At 59.7% G+C, this 17020-nt stretch carries 15 protein-coding genes and 4 pseudogenes; 6 read left to right on the forward strand and 13 right to left on the reverse strand.

Annotated features, from left to right (window positions below):
* Positions 1-23 precede the first annotated feature (23 nt).
* Positions 24-377: an IS66 family insertion sequence element accessory protein TnpB gene (tnpB, locus tag ACSQ2W_RS22070; protein ID WP_436088105.1), complete on the reverse strand. Its 354-nt coding sequence runs from the start codon at positions 375-377 to the stop codon at positions 24-26.
* The gene (tnpA, locus tag ACSQ2W_RS22075) at positions 374-829 is read right to left on the reverse strand and encodes an IS66-like element accessory protein TnpA (protein ID WP_436088106.1); all 456 of its coding nucleotides are present in this window, start codon (positions 827-829) and stop codon (positions 374-376) included. Before tnpA ends, tnpB begins: the two co-directional genes overlap by 4 nt.
* Before the next feature lie 592 nt (positions 830-1421).
* On the opposite strand from tnpA, the gene ACSQ2W_RS22080 reads away from it, so the two are divergent.
* Positions 1422-2411, forward strand: a complete 990-nt coding sequence (locus ACSQ2W_RS22080; protein ID WP_436088316.1) for an AraC family transcriptional regulator — start codon at positions 1422-1424, stop codon at positions 2409-2411.
* A 59-nt stretch (positions 2412-2470) separates the two neighbouring features.
* Positions 2471-3679: an MFS transporter gene (locus ACSQ2W_RS22085; protein WP_436088317.1), complete on the forward strand. Its 1209-nt coding sequence runs from the start codon at positions 2471-2473 to the stop codon at positions 3677-3679.
* Positions 3680-3906: 227 nt separating this feature from the next.
* Here ACSQ2W_RS22085 and ACSQ2W_RS22090 read toward each other — a convergent pair.
* The 10 genes and pseudogenes from ACSQ2W_RS22090 to ACSQ2W_RS22135 form a co-directional block, all read right to left on the reverse strand.
* Positions 3907-4178, reverse strand: a pseudogene (locus ACSQ2W_RS22090) (Tn3 family transposase); the annotation flags it as partial.
* A 149-nt stretch (positions 4179-4327) separates the two neighbouring features.
* Positions 4328-5218 (reverse strand): LysR family transcriptional regulator, encoded by an 891-nt coding sequence (locus ACSQ2W_RS22095; RefSeq protein ID WP_436088973.1) that lies wholly within the window; start codon positions 5216-5218, stop codon positions 4328-4330.
* Positions 5219-5361: 143 nt separating this feature from the next.
* Positions 5362-5679: a hypothetical protein gene (locus ACSQ2W_RS22100; protein ID WP_436088318.1), complete on the reverse strand. Its 318-nt coding sequence runs from the start codon at positions 5677-5679 to the stop codon at positions 5362-5364.
* Positions 5680-5707: 28 nt separating this feature from the next.
* A complete protein-coding gene (locus ACSQ2W_RS22105) occupies positions 5708-6172 on the reverse strand; it encodes a DUF1348 family protein (protein WP_436088319.1) in 465 nt (154 codons plus the stop codon).
* Between the two features lie 68 nt (positions 6173-6240).
* Positions 6241-6762 (reverse strand): annotated as a pseudogene (locus ACSQ2W_RS22110) (carboxymuconolactone decarboxylase family protein).
* Positions 6763-6889: 127 nt separating this feature from the next.
* Positions 6890-8956 carry an FAD-binding oxidoreductase gene (locus ACSQ2W_RS22115; protein ID WP_436088320.1) on the reverse strand — a complete coding sequence of 689 codons (2067 nt, stop codon included), beginning with the start codon at positions 8954-8956 and terminating at the stop codon, positions 6890-6892.
* Between the two features lie 55 nt (positions 8957-9011).
* Positions 9012-9626 carry a glutathione S-transferase family protein gene (locus ACSQ2W_RS22120; RefSeq protein ID WP_436088321.1) on the reverse strand — a complete coding sequence of 205 codons (615 nt, stop codon included), beginning with the start codon at positions 9624-9626 and terminating at the stop codon, positions 9012-9014.
* A 154-nt stretch (positions 9627-9780) separates the two neighbouring features.
* Positions 9781-10020, reverse strand: coding sequence for a hypothetical protein (locus tag ACSQ2W_RS22125; protein WP_436088322.1), 240 nt, complete (start codon positions 10018-10020; stop codon positions 9781-9783).
* Positions 10021-10213: 193 nt separating this feature from the next.
* Complete coding sequence (locus tag ACSQ2W_RS22130) at positions 10214-10714, reverse strand: zinc-binding dehydrogenase (RefSeq protein WP_436088323.1); 501 nt, start codon at positions 10712-10714, stop codon at positions 10214-10216.
* Positions 10715-11072: 358 nt separating this feature from the next.
* The gene (locus tag ACSQ2W_RS22135; RefSeq protein WP_436088324.1) at positions 11073-11963 is read right to left on the reverse strand and encodes a helix-turn-helix domain-containing protein; all 891 of its coding nucleotides are present in this window, start codon (positions 11961-11963) and stop codon (positions 11073-11075) included.
* A gap of 379 nt (positions 11964-12342) precedes the next feature.
* Between ACSQ2W_RS22135 and ACSQ2W_RS22140 the strand changes: the two genes are divergently transcribed.
* On the forward strand, positions 12343-14346 hold the full coding sequence (locus ACSQ2W_RS22140) for an aldo/keto reductase (protein ID WP_436088325.1): 2004 nt from the start codon (positions 12343-12345) through the stop codon (positions 14344-14346).
* Between the two features lie 416 nt (positions 14347-14762).
* Here the strand turns inward: ACSQ2W_RS22140 and ACSQ2W_RS22145 are convergent, their stop codons facing one another.
* Positions 14763-15551, reverse strand: coding sequence for a class I SAM-dependent methyltransferase (locus tag ACSQ2W_RS22145; RefSeq protein WP_436088326.1), 789 nt, complete (start codon positions 15549-15551; stop codon positions 14763-14765).
* A gap of 249 nt (positions 15552-15800) precedes the next feature.
* Here ACSQ2W_RS22145 and ACSQ2W_RS22150 point away from each other — a divergent pair.
* The 3 genes and pseudogenes from ACSQ2W_RS22150 to ACSQ2W_RS22160 form a co-directional block, all read left to right on the forward strand.
* A pseudogene (locus ACSQ2W_RS22150) lies at positions 15801-15935 on the forward strand (gamma-glutamyl-gamma-aminobutyrate hydrolase family protein); the annotation flags it as partial.
* 117 nt (positions 15936-16052) lie between these two features.
* A pseudogene (locus ACSQ2W_RS22155) lies at positions 16053-16345 on the forward strand (DDE-type integrase/transposase/recombinase); the annotation flags it as partial.
* A gap of 106 nt (positions 16346-16451) precedes the next feature.
* Positions 16452-16880 (forward strand): IS110 family transposase, encoded by a 429-nt coding sequence (locus ACSQ2W_RS22160; RefSeq protein WP_436088327.1) that lies wholly within the window; start codon positions 16452-16454, stop codon positions 16878-16880.
* Positions 16881-17020: the final 140 nt, after the last annotated feature.

Consider the following 17020-nt stretch of genomic DNA (forward strand, 5'->3'; position numbering starts at 1 on the left):
CAACGCCGAACTGAACCCGTGAGTCATCCTGCCGCAGTCGGCGCCGTCGCCCGCCGCGCCATCACACGTCGCCAATCCAGACCTTCGAACAAGGCTTCGTATTGTGCCCGCGACAGACGCATCATTCCATCCTGTACCTTCGGCCAGGCAAAATTGCCCTGCTCAAGAACCTTGTAGATCAGCACCATTCCGCTGCCATCCCATACCAGGATTTTCAGGCGATCCCCGCGCTTCGACCGGAAGATCACGGTGACCCCGGAATGCGGATCGAGCTTCAGCTCGGTTTGTACCATCAAGGCCAGAGCCTGATGGCCACAGCGGAAGTCCACCGGTCGCGTTGCGATCAGGATCGGCAATCGTTGTCCCGCGACGATCACGCTGTCCCTCGCATCGCTCGCACCAACGCGGCAATTCGATCAACCGGCACATCGCCGGGAACTTTCACCACAAGGTCTGAGCCGATTTCCAAGGTCACGATCCCCGACGTGGTCGCGACCGGCTCCAGAACTGGCGATGCATCGGCAATCTGCAACGGCTCTGTCGTAATTGCCAAGGGCACAAAGGCAGGCTCAATTGGCGAGCGGTGTTCGCAAGGCACGGCCGCCATCATCTCCGCCGGCAGCGTCAAAAGACCCTGACGGGCTTGCCGCCGCCAGTCCGACAACTGATGCGCAATAACGTCATGACGACGCGCAACATCAATAACCCGTGCACCAGGCTGGAGGCTTTCCGCCACGATCCGAGCCTTCAAATCATTGGGCCAGCGCCGGTTTCCACGGCGCGCCTCAACCACCTCGAAGCGCCCAACAAATCCGTCACCATCCGCCATGCCAAATCTCCAGCTCTTGCCGGAGCCGTTCTGGCACGGACCTCAATGCTCAGGAATATCCAGATTCAATGGGATGGAGACGGCGCATACGTCGTAACGACGGGGAGCCACTTATTGTGGACAGCATGCTGCAGGGATGGTCCGCCGATCTGAATGGAAAGATTCGGCTTGCCAGCCACGCTACCGAGCCACGTCGACCTCAATCGGTCGCCTTGAATGGATGCGAACCAGCGCACCCCACGCTTTTCGCACTCGACGCCACTCGATTGGCTGACACGCATGATCGAACTCCCTTTCGGCCGAGGAGCACCGACGGCGCCGGCAAACGAAGGTCCGCCGAGCGCGACCGCAGTGATGGCTCGACCTGTTGGCCCCGCCGGATTTGATCTGTAGGAAAGAGAGGCATAAGTAACGAGAGACGCCGCTGATGGTAGCGATCACGGCTGAATTCATGAAAACGTCGACGCGGTCAAATGCTGATGCCGGAAAGACCGCCGCCCCGCGAGGCCTTCGTACTAAAGGTGGCGGAGAGACGACTGTGACAATAACGTCTCCACTTGCATGCCGGACGCCCGGCATCTAGATTGGCTATATGCTTGACCATTCGTCCCGGCCGTCCGCGCCGCACCAAATCCCAATGGATGCCCTGAGCGAAGTCCTACAAGACTTTCGCTTAAGTGGCGTGAACTATGGCCGCTGCGAGCTCCGACATCCATGGAGCATCGCCTTTCCACAACAACAACTGCTTCGTTTTCACTTTGTCAGCCAAGGTCCATGCTGGATCCATACCGAAGCGCAAGGATGGCAGGAGTTGCACGATGGCGATCTGGTGCTGCTGCCGCAAGGCATCGCACATCGATTGGCCAGCGCGCCGGATGTTGTGGGCGACTCGCTCAAGGGGTGCCAGGTGACAAAGTTGGGGAGCAACGTCTGCGAAGTGGTGCGGGAAGGAACGGGTGCCACCAGCACCCTGTTCTGCGGCTCCATGGCTTTGGGCGCGTATGCGCTTAATCCCTTGATCGCTTTGATGCCGCCAATCATCAAGGGCTGCGATGTGGCTGGCAATGACCCGATCGTTGGTCCCCTGCTGGCGGCTATGACGGCGGAGGCCGCACAACCCCAGATGGGCAGTGCAACAGTCTTATCACGTATGGCGGACTTGCTCGCAGCGCGGCTCATCCGCTGCTGGGTCAATTGCAGCGGAGCCTCGACCACTGGTTGGCTCGCCGCCATCCGGGACCCCCACATCGGTCGCGTTCTGGCAGTAATGCACCGAGACCCTGGCCATAACTGGACCCTCGAAAGCCTCGCCGGCGTGGCAGGTCAGTCGCGCTCGATCTTCGCCGAGCGCTTCAGCGCTGTTTTGGGGGAAGGCGCGGCACGCTATCTCGCCCGTCTGCGTATGCAGCTTGCCCGCGAGTTGCTGGGGCAAAGCGGCATGTCGGTTGCCGAGGTTGCTTCCCGCTTAGGCTATGAATCCGAGGCATCCTTCGCTCGCGCGTTCAAGCGCATCACGAACGTCTCACCGGGCATTGTGCGTCGCACAATTCCCGGACGAACGGACATGGATTTCGGATTTTAGGTTACATATCATCCCAAAAGATTCGTCTATGAAGTCTCCGAACCTAGGAGATAATTCAAATGACGGACACAATATCGCAGCTTGACGGCGCAGTGATAGGCCTTGATGCCACTGAGCCAACCGCGTGGAGCGCGGCCACCTGGTTCGCGGTCTTTTCGATGGCGGCCACCAGCTTTGCGCTGGTGTCAGCTGAGTTCCTGCCGGCAGGCCTGTTGACGCCAATGGCGCGCGATCTCGGCATTAGCGAGGGAACAGCCGGACAGGTCGTCACCGCCACCGCTTCCGTAGGCGCCGTGACGGCTTTGTTGAGCAATGTTCTCATCGGCAGATTGAACCGTAAGACGGTGCTCGTCGGTCTCAGTGCGTTGGCGATCGGCGCCAATATTCTTGCGGCGTTAGCGACCGATTTTTGGCTATTGTTGTTAGGCCGGGCCGGCCTGGGCATTGCCCTTAGCGCCTTCTGGGCGCTTTCCGTTGCCGTCGTGGCGAGGCTGGTTGGCGCCAACGCAACAGGTCGGGGCATGGCGATCGTCACCCTGGGCGTCTCGCTCGCCACCATAGCTGCACCTTCCATGGGCGCTTTGATTAGCGACTGGGTAGGCTGGCGCAGCGCCATGGCCATGACAGCGGGGCTTGCCGCGGTTGCCATGCTGCTACAGTTGCTCAGTCTGCCGACGCTGCCTGCGAGCGCAAGCAATAGTCTCAGCGATGTCTTTCGGCTGACACGGCGGCGGCGTATTCAACTCGGAATGCTTGCTATCCTTTTGCTGATGACGGGGCATTTTGCTGGATCGGTCTATGTGCGTCCCTTCTTCGAACAGATTACGCTCCTTGCAACCGGGCCGATTGCCCTGGCGCTGCTCGGGTTTGGCATCGCCGCTGTGATCGGTAATATTGCCGGTGGCCGAATGGCCGACGCCAATATCCGCATGGCCTTGGCAGTCACCGCCGCGTTGATGGCTTTTGCAGCACTCGCTTTGGTGCTTTGGGGCGCTCACATCGGCGTTGCCTTCGGCTTTGCTACGCTTTGGGGCTTCGCTTTCGGCATGGCGCCGGTGGTGCTGCCTACCAATCTCTCCCGCGGGGCTCCCGACGCGCTGGAGGCAGCCGGCAGCCTGATGGTCGTCTCTTTCCAGGTCGCCATCAGTATCGGCGCGGTTTTCGGCGGCTATGTCGTGGACAACTATGGCGCTACGGGGCCCTTAATCCTTACCGCCGTCCTTGCCGCATCGACAGTCGCCCTGGCGCTGCTGCAGCCCCGCGGCTGATCTTGCTTCTGGCGGAGCAACCAGGCGCCGTCGCCAAGCTGCGAGGGTTGAAGATGCGGCGTGATCTCGGCGCGTCTGCAACGCGGCAGATGAGGTCATGTCGAGCACGTGGGCGATGCTTCCTCCATCTGGCGAATAACCATCGCCGAGGCGACGAAAAGGCAGCAACATGTTCACGCATCGATATGGATGAGAATCGTCATTTCGCTACTGATAAAGGGGTCGATTCAGGCTGGGGGCGGAATGACCTCGGGCGGCACATCAAGCCCCTCGTTCCGCCGTTCGACCACAGCATGGCCAAGATGGATGGTGTTCCAGTAAATGATGATCGCCGTGAGCAGGTTCAGCCCGGCGATCCGGTAATGCTGCCCCTCGGTGGTTCGATCCGGATTTCACCCTGCCTGCCAATGCGGAGAGCATTCTTGAGCGCATGGTGCGCTTCGCCCTTATTCAGACCGATCTGGGCGCGCCGCTGCATATCCGTGTCAAGAATCATATCCATGAGCGAAAAAACGATAATCCGCTCAATGCGGAAGTGATAATTACACCGTATGAAACAATGAACGCGCAAGATTTTGATCGAGCTATGATCGATAGAGCCACAAGCATCATCGGAAAGCGATAAATCCGGCCCGAGCCGGCCTCAATTTAGTTCAGGAGCGGGTTTTCTCGCAGGCGGGCCGCTGCCATGTCCACGAAGGCGCGAACCTTCGCTGGCGCGTGCCGCCCCTCCGGATGGAGGACATGGATCGGCATCGGTGGTTCTTCATAGTCGCTGAGGACGATCTGCAGTTCCCCCGCAATGAGAGCCGGGCCGATCTGGTAATGCAACACCCTGGTCAAACCCCACCCTGCCCGGGCCGCCGATATCACGGCTTCATTCGTATTACATTGAAGTATAGGGTCGATCGTTACACGCTGGTCACTTGCGAAACGCCATTCCGGCGAGGCCCAGGCGCTGGTTGACGCCGCGATGCGATGATTCTTGAGGTCGGCCGGAGTGGTTGGAACGCCGTGGCTTTCGAAATAACTCGGGGATCCGCAGATGACGTGCCGCACAGTACCCACTTTGATAGCAGAGAAACCAGAATCCCGCAGGTGGCCGATGCGAACGGCCACGTCTACCCCTTCTTCGACAATGTTGACGGGGCGATCGATAAACAGGGTCCTTGCATGCATGGTCGGGAAGGTGTTCAGGAATTCAGACACAATGGGCAGCACATACATCTGTCCGAACAAGGCTGAGGCCGTGATTGCCAGCGTACCGGTCGGGGTCGCATAGGAGCCGCCGGCCGCAGCTTCTGCTTCCGCGATATCCGCCAATATGCGGCGGCAATCCTCGAAATACTGTGTGCCTGCCTCCGTCATCTTGACAGAGCGCGTCGTGCGAACGAACAGGCGGGCACCAATGAGATCCTCAAGTGCTGCAACGGCGCGGGTAACAGCCGGTGCACTCATATGCATGTGGCGCGCGGTATCCGCAAAGCTTTCCGTCTCCGCGACCTTTGCGAAAATCCGCATTGCCTGCCATCGATCCATTTGCCCTCCAAAGATCGCTCGTGCTGCTTCAACGTGACCTTGCTCAAAATGGTATGAATTCCGAAACAGATCGAGCAAGACCGTTTCGAGATTGATACCAATGACATAACTGGAGATGTCATAAAAGAAGCGTTGGTGGTGGCTTATGCGGATCTCAACAGAGAGCGGTTGATATACGGCGCGGCCATCTTTTCAATGTCCGCACAGGTTTGTGCGTCGATACCGGCTTTCATGGCGCGCTCGCGCTGCTCGACATTTGCTTTGAGCGCCAAAGCGATCGCCTTGGAGAGCTGGAAATCAAAGCTTGAGCCGCTACGGGCCATATCGATTTCTGCGCCGGTCATGCCGAGTGCCTTCGCGTCTTCCTCCTGCTGTCGGGCAAAAATGGGATCACCGCGTCCGGCGGTAAGCGCGAGTTCGATCGACAGCCGCGTCTTCGCCTCGAGTTTGAAACCTGCCATGGCGGTGACCTCCTTGATCCGGCCTCGCTTAGAAGCCGAAGTCGCTCAAGCCCGGGTGATCGTCAGGCCGGCGTCCGAGCGGCCAGCGGAACTTGCGCTCAGCCTCCGTGATCGGATGTTCGTTGATGCTGGCATGGCGCGCGCGCATCAGCCCGTCTTCGGCGAACTCCCAGTTCTCGTTGCCATAAGCACGAAACCACTGACCGCTGTCATCGTGGTATTCATAAGCATAGCGAACGGCGATGCGGTTACCCTGGAAGGCCCAAAGCTCCTTGATCAGGCGATAATCGAGCTCGCGGTTCCATTTGCGCGTCAGGAAGGCCTCAGCCTCGGCACGGTTGGTTGCGAATTCGGCGCGGTTGCGCCAACGCGTATCGACCGTATAAGCGAGCGCCACCTTGGCGGCATCGCGGCTGTTCCAGCCATCTTCGGCAAGGCGAACCTTCTCGATGGCAGTCTGTTCATTGAATGGTGGAAGTGGCGGACGTGACATGGGTAAATTCCTTTTATGTGGGAAAGGGATTGAAGGGTGGCCGCAAGCAGGCGACCACCGTTGGTCGATCATGCTGCAAGGCGATCGATACGCGGGAAATCGATCTCGGTGCCCAGAGCTTCGTTGACGTAGTTGGTGAAGGTGTTCAGCGCGATATGGGCGATGATCTCGAGAATTTCCGCATCGCTGTAACCGGCGGCGCGGACCTTTTCGACTTCGCCGGGTGCTACCGAGCCGCGAGCGTCGACAAGGCGGCGGCGGCCTTTGGATCATTCGAGGTGCCGCGGCGGTTCGCTTCGATTTCGCTCTCGTCCAGCTCGGCGAACTTTGTGCCGGTATAGGTATGCGCGGACAGGCAGTAATCGCAACCATTGGCCTCGGCCACGGTCAGGGCGATCCGCTCGCGGGTGGCCCGAGCAAGCTTGCCCTTACGAGAGCGTCTTGCAGCGCCGTTAGACCGTTCAAAGCGGCCGGGCTGTAAGGCGAAAGATGTTCGGCACGGAGCCTATCTGCTTCTGGATGGCTTCAAGCACAGGGCGGGACGCTTCCTGTGCATCGTTGATTGTGGCTGGCGTGGGAATGCGTGACATGTCTATCTCCTTGATTTGGTTTTGAAAGGCTGTCCCTTTCGTCCCGGTTAAGATGCTTCGGTTCTGGACGATGATGAACGTCGAAAAGGCGGAAGATACTCTTGCGTCAGTGCATCAATGACGAGCGCTAGAGTTCGAGCTGGATGCGGTTTTCCTCGTCAGTCTCCTGTTCTGCAGGGACCGCCGAGCACAGCAGCACCTCGCCTTCGGCGATCGCCACCGTTGGCTCCCTGATGTAGGTCACCGCACCCTTGATGAGCTTTGTGCGGCATGTTCCGCAACTGCCTTCCCGGCAGCTGAACTCTGGCTCCAGGCCCCGCGCTTCCGCCAGTTCCAGCAGCGTGCCGGAACCGGGCGTCCAGCGTGCTTCCTTCAGCGACCCCAGGAAGGCGACCGGAACGGGTTTTGTGGATGGCGACGGGCGGATCGGTGCAGCCACACCAGCGTCGAGCGTTCGCCTCAGGGATGAAGGGCCAAACGCTTCTGCGTGGATCCGGCCATCCGCGATGTTATAGCCTCGCAACCCATCATAGAGTGCCTGAGTGAACTGCGGCGGCCCACACAGATAAAAATCATAGTCGTTGAACGGTAGATGACGAGAAAGAAGCGCCATGTCGATGCGCCCGACGACGTCATAGTCAGTGCCTTCTTGCGCACCACTTGCGTCACTCAGGACCCGGATGAGCCTGACAGCACCCTGCCCCGCATTGACGAGCTCGGTAATTTCTCGGTCGAACGGCCGCTCCTGCCTGGAACGCGCAGCATGGAAGAGGATGACCGGCCGGATGCGCTGTTTGCGAAGCCCCTCGTAGACAACGTGGCGCAGCATGGCGAGCATGGGTGTAATCCCGACGCCACCGGCAAGCAGCACGGCCGGGCGGGTGGCGCGGGCGTCGATGGTGAAATCCCCGGCTGGCGCCCGCGCTTCGATGGTGTCGCCGATACGAATGCTGTCGTGCAGGTGTTGCGACACAAGTCCGTCGCGCTTGACGCTGATGCGGTAAACCCCGTCCGAAGGGGCTGCCGACAAAGTGTAGGTTCGGATAACAGGCTTTTCGACGCCCGGAACAGTCAGGCGGATCGGCAGATGTTGTCCGGCAATGTGCGGCAGCAACCCTACGCCATCGCCAGGCTGCAAATGAAACGATCGGATCGAGGCGCTTTCCTCGACGATCTTCGTCACTGTGAGAGCGCGCCACCGGGTGGCAAGCTCCGCTGCACGCAGCCGGTCGGCCGCCTGCGCCCAATCTCCGGTCATCAGCGAATTCGCGGACCAGCCGTCGTCTCGGAAGGCCCAGCGCAGCGCGAGCGCGTTGCGACGGCGAACAATGCGGCGGGCCTTGAAGGTCCACAACCGCTCTGCACCTTGGAAAGCCGCGATTTCCGGTGAGTCCAGGATAACTTCGGCGTCACCGGTCATCTGCAGCATGTCGCCACTGGCATAGTCGACGAAGACAAGCCCGGCCTTGCCGTTCAATAGGATGTTGCCGAGCGTTGCAAAGAAGAGGTTTCCATCGAAGTCCGGAATGGTGAGCGTGCCGTCGCCCGCCACGCGAACGAATCCGGCCTTGCCACCGCGATGCGACACATCGACCTGACGTCGATCTTCGCGATCGGCATAGGATGCGACAAAGAATGCGTCTGCTGCCGTGATCATGACGCGCGCAGCATCGTCGAGGACGGGCAGCTCGTCGACAGTGCCGGAAAACGCTTCGCCCGGCTCGCGGGCAAATTCATAATCACGCAACTGGATATAGCGCGGACAGTTTCCGAAGCTCTGGTCGACATCCACACGGAAACCGTTGGGTGTATTGGAGATGATGCCGTTCATGCGGTTTCGCCGCCTTGTGTGCATCTCCACGCCAAGAAGGCCGATCGGCTGGCCCTCGGCCAAACCCTCGCTTGCGGGGTCGGTGGCATCGCTTCTGGCCGCGATATTCAGGATGGTTGACGATGGGGAGGACATGAAGCCTGAGCGGCCCTCAAGGAACGTCGCCCAGGCGTCACCTCCGCTATCGACACTGCCCAGGACGATGTATGGCAGCTGAGCGTAAAAATCGCGGTGCTGATCCGGCATGAAATCGCGGATGACACGCTGACCGACAGCCGCCATGCGCCCATCGACGCCGACCTTTTGCTGAATAAAGGTTTCGCCCTCGTGCCAGACCGGCAGCGTCGTCAAGATCTCGCTCATTTCCCGTCTCCCAAAAAAGAACCGGGCGCACGCAGCCGCACGCCCGGATCGGCCTTCAGGCGGCCGCAAGGCCGACCGGCGTTTGAACAAACGGAACGAACCCCGGTAGCGCTTCGACACGACGGAGAAAGGTATCGACGGCGGGATAGGTGGAGAGATCGACGTTGCCTTCCGGCGCTCGGGCCACGTAGCTGTAGATCGCAACGTCCGCGATCGTCGGCCCATTGCCGACAAGCCAGTTGTGATCGGTCAGCTGGCTTTCGAGCTTGCCGAGCAGCGCATGAGCGCGGCCGATCACCTCTTCAGGGTTATATTTGGCACCGAAAACAGTGATCAGCCGTGCCGCTGCAGGACCATAGGCCACCTCGCCGGCGGCAACGGATAACCAGCGCTGGACGGCGGCGGCGCCCTGGGCGTCTTCGGGAAGCCAATCCGTTTGGGCTGCTTTCTTTGCGAGGTAAACCAGGATGGCGTTGGAGTCAGCGATCACGACCTCATCATCCTCGAGCACCGGCACCTGACCAAACGGGTTCAGCTTCAGAAAATCCGGCTTCTTATGTGCGCCACTCTTCAGATCGACCTCTACCAGTTCGTGGGGCAAGCCAAGTAGCGAGACAAACAGACGGGCCCGGTGCGAATGTCCCGACAGCGGATGATGATAAAGTTTCATGAGGTGCTCCTTCGAAATTGTTGGACGGGTTCAGGCCGATCCGCATCCCGAAATTGCTACACTCCGCCGTCCGTGAGAACGGCCGACGTTCACAGTTCATAATTACGCCTTACGCAATAATCCCAATGGACGGCCATGCCGGAATTCGTGGGCTTCAACGGAAGCCAGCGCTCCCGACGACATTGCCGCTGAACATGCCACCCTTGAAGATTGGCGCAGTAGGGTTCGTCGTGAACAGCACGAGATCCGCATCCGAGCGTGCGACGACCGCCGCATCCCCACTGTCGAGATACACGCTCTCACCGGCATCGATGGTGATGTCGCCGATGCTTGCCTCACCGGAGAAACTGTAGAGGAGACGGATCTGAAGAGCCTCGACAGGCTGATCGAGCATTTTCTCTTCATGCCTGGGGCCAATGCGGTCTGCGTCTCAAATGCTCGCCTTGAAGGGAATCGAACCGCCACAATCGCCCCAGCCAGCAGGCGGCCAAAAGCCTAGGCCTTTGACCGACTGGGCAGATCGCTGCAAGATATCGCTGAGGTCCTCTGTCCGGATTCCTTAGAGCAAGCGATAGCTGGCTTATTGTCTACACATCCGCCATCTTGAGGACCGCCTTGAGGGTAACGCCGCTTTCGCTGTCCTTGACCGCCTCATTGATCTTGTCGAACGGGTAGAACTTGATCAGCCTGTCGAAGGGGAACCGTCCCTGTCGATTGAGCTCAATCAGCTGCGGGATGAAGACCTGCGGAACACTGTCACCTTCGACGATGCCGCGAATGCTGCGGCCATTGAGTAACAGGTTGTTGACGTCGAACTCGGCCTTGGTGCCAAGCTTTGGCGCACCGATGACGCCGACAGTGCCGAGCAGACCCAAGGTCTCAATCGCTTGGCCGAGGATTTCACGCCGGCCGGTCGTCTCGACCGCGAAGTTCAGTCCCGTGCCGGTAATCTCCTTAACAGCTTCCACAACGTCCTGTTCACGGCTGTTGATCACATGGGTTGCGCCAAGCTCTCTCGCGAGATCAAGCCGCGCTGGGACGATATCGATGGCGATGATGGTTGTCGCGCCGACAACCCTTGCGGCCATGCGCGTGCGGGAGCCGGAACTTCGCGGGCTGTTCGGAGGCGATAGCCGAAGATCAGATCGCGTCAGTGGGCGTAGTCGAAGTGACCAAGAAAATCTTCCCCTGCGCGAAGTCACCCCACCCGAAGGTATCGCCCAGATGTTGGCACTCGCCTGCGGCCGCTGTCGCCGACTATGTCGCTGAAGCTACTTCATTGACCGAAGGAACGCGGCTCATCTGATCGATGTATTTCGATACCTCGGCGAGGCGTTTTGTGAAAGCGCCCATACCGCTAAGGATCAGGGCGATGAGGGGAAGGCCAACGCCTGGAAAACGGTCGATTGCCGGACTGGAGCGGCGCAAGCAAGCGTTTCGTGACGCTCACCTAGCCGCGGTGCGAACGTCGCGGCGGAAATCCGAAGGCGGCACGCCGGCGATCTGCCGGAAAGCCTTGTTGAAGGCGCTCACCGAACCGAAGCCGCTATCCATCGCCACCTGCAGAATGCTGTCCTTGCCATTCATCAGCAAGGCTTGCGCCCGCGAAAGACGCAGCAGGCTCACGTACTTGATCAGCGTCATGCCCGTCGACTTGCGAAACAGGTTCATGGCATATTTCGGATGCAATCCGGCTGCGGCGGAGATATCGACCGCATCGATCTCCTCGAGAAAATTGGCAGCGATGAAATCGCACATGCGCACGACGCCGAGCGAATGCGAGGCCGAGGCGCTCTCGGCCTTGCATTCCTTGCCGGACGATACGACCGTGTAAGGCTCCATGAAAATTCGTTCGACGCGCAGCAGCAGTTCTTCCACAGCATGCTGGGCCTTCACCTCGTCTCCGGAATTCGCCCAGTTGCGCCAGCGCGGAAAGTTCCGGTCGTCGGCGCAATCCGTATGGGATGTCAGCATCGTTGCGCCGCCCATGAGCATTGCCGAGATTGCCGGGGGCAGGCGCATGCGGAAGAAATGCACCAGTGGCAGATGAGCGCCGGCATAGATGGAATCGTCGGAGGATTCGTCCATCCTGTGCGGTTGCCCACCCCAGAACAGACATAGCTGTCCGGCGCCGAGCCTGAGATCATGGCCGGCCATGCGATAATGCACCGACCCTCGCATCACGTAGTTTACTTCGATCTGCGCATGCCAATGCGCGCGCAGCATGATCGGCGGATGGGCATGGAAGAAATGCAGCCGGGTCGGCATGCCTTCAATGCTGCTGGCACCCGGCTGGTAGATCGCTCGTTCGACAATCTTACTTTCCGCCAAATCCACATTCCCTTTGTACGAGACAGATGTTCGCCCGGTGATAAAGTGCCCTTGTTCGCTGAAGGACTACAAGTGAAAAAGGGAGGTTTTCAATGTGCTTCAAGGGCGACCCCGCCAACCAGTTCGTCGCAGGCTCCGCCGCCGAAGATGAACTTCCTGTAGGCCGTGGCGGAGGAACCACCCACCTTTCTGTCCGCGTGGCTGTCGCGGAGCATCCCGGTCACACCAGGTATGTCTATGCTCCGTTTCCGGCAAACCGCTGATCATCAGGGGGGCCGGGATCGCGCCCGCGGGCTCTCCGCCAGACGCTGCTTCCCACCGAAAGGCAAGGGGCTGCGTTGATACAGCCCATCACTCTGCCAGGACTGACCTAAAAGGATATTCCATGAGCTCAGAACAGCCGATCCGTTGGGGTATCATCGGCCCTGGCAGCATCGCGCGGACATTCGCCGAAGGGATTGCCCATTCCACGACGGGCCGCCTTGTGGCCATCGCCACCCGCAATCCGGACAAGCCCCGCCTCGGCGAGGGCTTTCCGGGGGCGCGCATCGTCAAGGGTTACGACACGCTTCTCGCGGATCCGGAGATCGACGCGGTTTACATCGCCACGCCGCATCCGAGCCATGCCGAATGGGCGATCAAGGCGATCCGCGCCGGCAAGCATGTGCTCGTCGAAAAGCCGATGGCGCTTTCGGCCTACGATGCGCGATCGGTCTTCCACGAGGCGGCAAAGGCCGGCGTCTTTGCCGGTGAAGCCTATATGTACAGGTTCCATCCGCAGACGGTGCGTCTCGTCGAACTGGTGCGTGAGGGAGCGATCGGCGAAGTGCGGATCATCCGCTCAAGCTTCGGCTTCGACATGGGCCTCCATCGTCCTGAGCACCGCCTCTTTGCCAATGATCTCGCCGGCGGCGGCATTCTCGATGTCGGCGGCTATCCGGTCTCGATGGTATGCATGCTCGCGGCTGCTGCCGATAGGAAGCCCTTCCTCGAACCGCTGACGGTGTCCGGCGCCGCCCGTCTGGGACCGTCCGGCGTCGACGAGTGGGCATCGGCATTGCTTAAGTTCCCGAACGACATCGTCGCGGAGGTGTCCTGCTCGATCCTTGCACAACAGGACAATGTGCTGCGCATCATCGGTTCCAAAGGCCGCATCGAGGTGAACGACTTCTGGTTCGCCTCCGGCAAGCAGGGCGGCGTAGGTCGCATCGAGATCATCATGGGCGGCGGACAGCGGACCATCGAAGTCGAGGAGGAACGCCATCTGTACTCGTTCGAGGTCGATGCGGTGGGAGACGCGATCCGCGCCGGTCGCACCGAATTCTCCTTCCCCGGCATGAGCGCCGATGATAGCTGCGCCAGCCTGCGTGTTCTCGATCGCTGGCGCGCGTCCGTCAGTCTCGAATACGCAATCGAGACAGCGGCCAAACGGACGGTCAACATCGCGGGCGCGGCGGTCGTCGCCGGAGACAGCGTGCCCAAGCGCCGGATTTCGGGCCTGGCCAAGCCGGCCTCCACGGTTGCGCTTGGCTTCGAGTTCTTCCCGAATTTCGCCTCCGCCTCGCTGACGCTCGATGCCTTCTACGAGGCGGGCGGAAACCTGTTCGACACCGCCTTCATCTACAGTGCTGGTAAGACCGAGAGAATTTTCGGCGACTGGGTTACCAGCCGCAAGGTCAACCGTGAGGACATTGTTCTAATCGGCAAGGGCGCCCACTCCCCGCTTTGCTATCCGGACGTGATTGCCAGACAATTGGATCAGTCGTTAGAGCGGCTAAAAACGGATTATGTGGATGTCTACTTCATGCATCGTGACAATCTGGACATCCCGGTTGGCGAATTCGTCGATGCCATGGATGCCGAAGTCCGGCGGGGGCGGATCCGGGGTATTTTCGGTGGATCCAACTGGACGCGCGAACGGATGGACGAGGCCATCGCCTATGCCGAAAGAAACGGCAAAGCGGCCCCCACCGCACTTTCGAACAATTTCTCGCTGGCGCAGATGCTCGATCCCATCTGGCCCGGCTGCGTCGCGGCCTCGGACGACCGCTGGAAAGACTGGCTGATGACGCGACAGATTCCGAACTTCGCCTGGTCGAGCCAGGGCAGGGGCTTTTTCACAGAGAGGGCGGGACGCGACAAGCATGACGATGAGGAACTCGTCCGAGTCTGGTACTCCGACCTGAATTTCGAACGCCGCGACCGCGCGGTCGAACTTGCCAGGAAGCGCGGCTGCAGCCCGATTCACATCGCGCTCGCCTATGTCATCGCCCAACCGTTTCCGGTGATCCCGCTCATCGGCCCCCGGACCATGGCGGAACTGGAAGACAGCCTTTCGGCCATTCGGATCACGCTTACTCCGGAAGAGGTGCGCTGGCTGGAAGGCTGATAACTTAGGCTACGCGGATCGACTGCTTCTCTCGAAGCGCCATTCGCCGGATGATGTTTAAAAGTCCCATGTGGATCACTCCGTTGCCCCGTCGCAAACCGCGTTGGGGAAAAGGTCACATGGCTCAAATCTCAATGGAAATTATGCGCCTACCCGGCTCAGTCCCGCGTGGAAATCAACAACCGCTTACGATCGCGCAAGAGCGTACCTATACGACGATGAGGATGAACGACGTCTCGCCACGTTGATTTCGGGCTTGAAGCCGCGATGCCGTCGCGGAGGCAAGAATAACCCGCCGAAAGGTCTCCAACAGGATCGCTTCTAAACCCACAAGGCTGTCCTAAAACTGTGCGAGCCATTTCCACGTGCCCGGTGCAAGGACACCTCGAAGGAAGGCATGAGATCATCTTAGACGTCTACCTCCTCGCCGTCGCCAGATTGGTGCTCAGTTCGAAAGCGAAGACGGAACCGGTTTCGAATTGCTGCAACACGGGCACGCTCTCGGCGACAATCTCCTCCACCACCCGGATGCGTTCCACGTCGCCCATTTGCTTGCCAGCAGCACTCATCCCCACGAGAGCCATGCTGTTCAGCCTCAAGAATGGTGTGCCAGCATCGAACCTTATGGACCGCGATATCGTCCTGCATTGGACGTCGAGGAATCCGGCATGCCGCAGCAGCGCCTCGAGCGCAGTTGCATCTCCGTAGCTATATCTCTGATCGGCGATGTTTCCGAGGCGCTGCTCCGCAACACGACGCAACTGCCGGAAGAAAGGGATTTCGTCATCGGAGCGCCATGTGGCCACAGCCACCCTGCCCCCCTTCGCCAGCGCCCGCCGCATTTGCGCCACTGCCGCCGCCTTGTCAGGGAAGAACTGCAATCCCTGCTGGCAAACGACAACGTCGAACTGCTCTCCGTCGCCGAGCGGCAGGGCGCTTGCATCGCCCTCACGCCAGTCGATGCTCGGCGCAACGGCACGCGCCACAGCAAGCATGTCAGGGCTGACGTCGACGCCGACAACACTTCCGCTATCACCGAGCCGCTCCCTTGCAACGCGAGCGACAATTCCAGTTCCGCAAGCTATGTCGAGGACGCGGTCGCCGTTGGATAACCTCACTTCATCCAGAGTGATTTCGGCGTATGGGCGAAAGAGAGGGGCCACGAGCCACCTCTCGTACATCTCCGGAAAGCTCGCCTGGTTCATCGCATAACTGGGCAGGTTCATCGGCGCCCTCCATGTGATTTTCTAACTTTCAATCCTGCGCCAAACACCGGCTCTGGGCAAGCCGAGTGAGTGAGAGGTCGACGCGAGCCGCTAGGGTGCACGTTGCGACGTCGTCGCCGTCTTCCAGCTGGCCATTAGCGCGGTTCGGGAGTTAACTGAGGGCCGACTGAGGTTGCCCATGCCAGCGAGCCAAGGATGAGCAAGGCCCGACAGCTTTCCAGGCGCCCCATGCTGGGAACGGCGCTCGGCGCCGGCGCCTCGCGTTTCGTGCCTTCGCAGAGCTTCGGAGTCAGCGTCATAGCTGAAGATGGCATCATCGAGGCAATCGAGTATACGAGGCACCCTTTCGCATTGGGCGTTCAATGGCACCCTGAACAGTGGCTCAATAAGGAAATTCCGGCGCGCTTCGATGAACTCATGAAGAACCCCGTCTATCGGCGTCCCGGCCGAAACCGTGCGCGCCCGTTTCCAGGCCAAGCACTGCTGAAGGACGAACCGTTGCTCTCTCCCAACAAGATCGGCACAGACGGCGCCAACACATTCCCTTCGGCGATCAAGACGTCAGTCGAGGATGGCTTGCTGCATCCCGATCCTGTGCACTATGTCACCAAGCACCTTCAGCAGGGCATCGAGAGCGACCATTTCCGGGTGAAGAAGAACATGCCGACGATCGGCGGTTTTCGATCATTCAAGTTGCCTTCTCCGGCGATTGGACCGTCAATAATCAGAACGATCTGCTCGTGCGCCCCTTCGGACTTCAAAAGGTTAACAAGCGTGAAGAGCAGGGTGTTCCTCGGCTTAGACCAGATGAGCGATTTACGGCGGCAAAGCCGTTAGGTTTTCCTTGTCAAACGGATTGGTTTGGAAAGGAAGAAGCTTATGGAAAGAATGGTTTATGTCGGCCTTGATGTTCACGCTGAGACGATTGCCGTTGCGACAGCGGATGATGGCCGGAATGGTGACGTGCGGTTTTACGGCATTATCGAAAACAACGCTGATGCAGTTTTACGCCTGACAAAACGGCTTTCGGCTACAGGTGCGCGACCAGTGTTTTGCTACGAAGCAGGTCCGTGTGGCTACGGGCTGTATCGCCTTCTGACAAAACTCGGATTTGATTGTGCCGTTGTCGCGCCGGCCATGATCCCGCGCCGCGCTGGAGATCGGGTTAAGACAGATCGGCGCGATGCGGAAATGCTGGCGCGGCTGTGGCGAGCAGGAGAACTGACGCCGATCTGGACACCTGACGAAGAACAGGAAGCCATGCGGGACTTGCGCGCCGCGCATTGTACCACGGCCAAATCGCGATAGTCGGTAATGATACTAATCTTTCGATATATTTTGCCGGCGACCAAGCGGGCGATTTCCGCACTCAAATCAACATCGCCGAACCTCGGATGCAGCGTTGGTCCAACCCCGCCCTGCCCTATAGGCTGGAATGCCTCAGCCGA

This window comes from Pararhizobium sp. LjRoot255, assembly GCF_964252905.1.
Taxonomy (GTDB): Bacteria; Pseudomonadota; Alphaproteobacteria; order Rhizobiales; family Rhizobiaceae; genus Pararhizobium.

Coding starts and splice junctions, on each gene's coding strand:
- ACSQ2W_RS22085 (WP_436088317.1), top strand. CDS start 2,471: ATGACGGACACAATATCGCAGCTTGACGGCGCAGTGATAGGCCTTGAT.
- ACSQ2W_RS22160 (WP_436088327.1), top strand. CDS start 16,452: ATGGAAAGAATGGTTTATGTCGGCCTTGATGTTCACGCTGAGACGATT.
- ACSQ2W_RS22100 (WP_436088318.1), bottom strand. CDS start 5,679: ATGGCAGGTTTCAAACTCGAGGCGAAGACGCGGCTGTCGATCGAACTC.
- ACSQ2W_RS22120 (WP_436088321.1), bottom strand. CDS start 9,626: ATGAAACTTTATCATCATCCGCTGTCGGGACATTCGCACCGGGCCCGT.
- tnpA (WP_436088106.1), bottom strand. CDS start 829: ATGGCGGATGGTGACGGATTTGTTGGGCGCTTCGAGGTGGTTGAGGCG.
- ACSQ2W_RS22140 (WP_436088325.1), top strand. CDS start 12,343: ATGAGCTCAGAACAGCCGATCCGTTGGGGTATCATCGGCCCTGGCAGC.
- ACSQ2W_RS22105 (WP_436088319.1), bottom strand. CDS start 6,172: ATGTCACGTCCGCCACTTCCACCATTCAATGAACAGACTGCCATCGAG.
- ACSQ2W_RS22115 (WP_436088320.1), bottom strand. CDS start 8,956: ATGAGCGAGATCTTGACGACGCTGCCGGTCTGGCACGAGGGCGAAACC.
- ACSQ2W_RS22130 (WP_436088323.1), bottom strand. CDS start 10,714: ATGGCCGCAAGGGTTGTCGGCGCGACAACCATCATCGCCATCGATATC.
- ACSQ2W_RS22095 (WP_436088973.1), bottom strand. CDS start 5,218: ATGGATCGATGGCAGGCAATGCGGATTTTCGCAAAGGTCGCGGAGACG.
- ACSQ2W_RS22125 (WP_436088322.1), bottom strand. CDS start 10,020: ATGCTCGATCAGCCTGTCGAGGCTCTTCAGATCCGTCTCCTCTACAGT.
- ACSQ2W_RS22080 (WP_436088316.1), top strand. CDS start 1,422: ATGCTTGACCATTCGTCCCGGCCGTCCGCGCCGCACCAAATCCCAATG.
- ACSQ2W_RS22145 (WP_436088326.1), bottom strand. CDS start 15,551: ATGAACCAGGCGAGCTTTCCGGAGATGTACGAGAGGTGGCTCGTGGCC.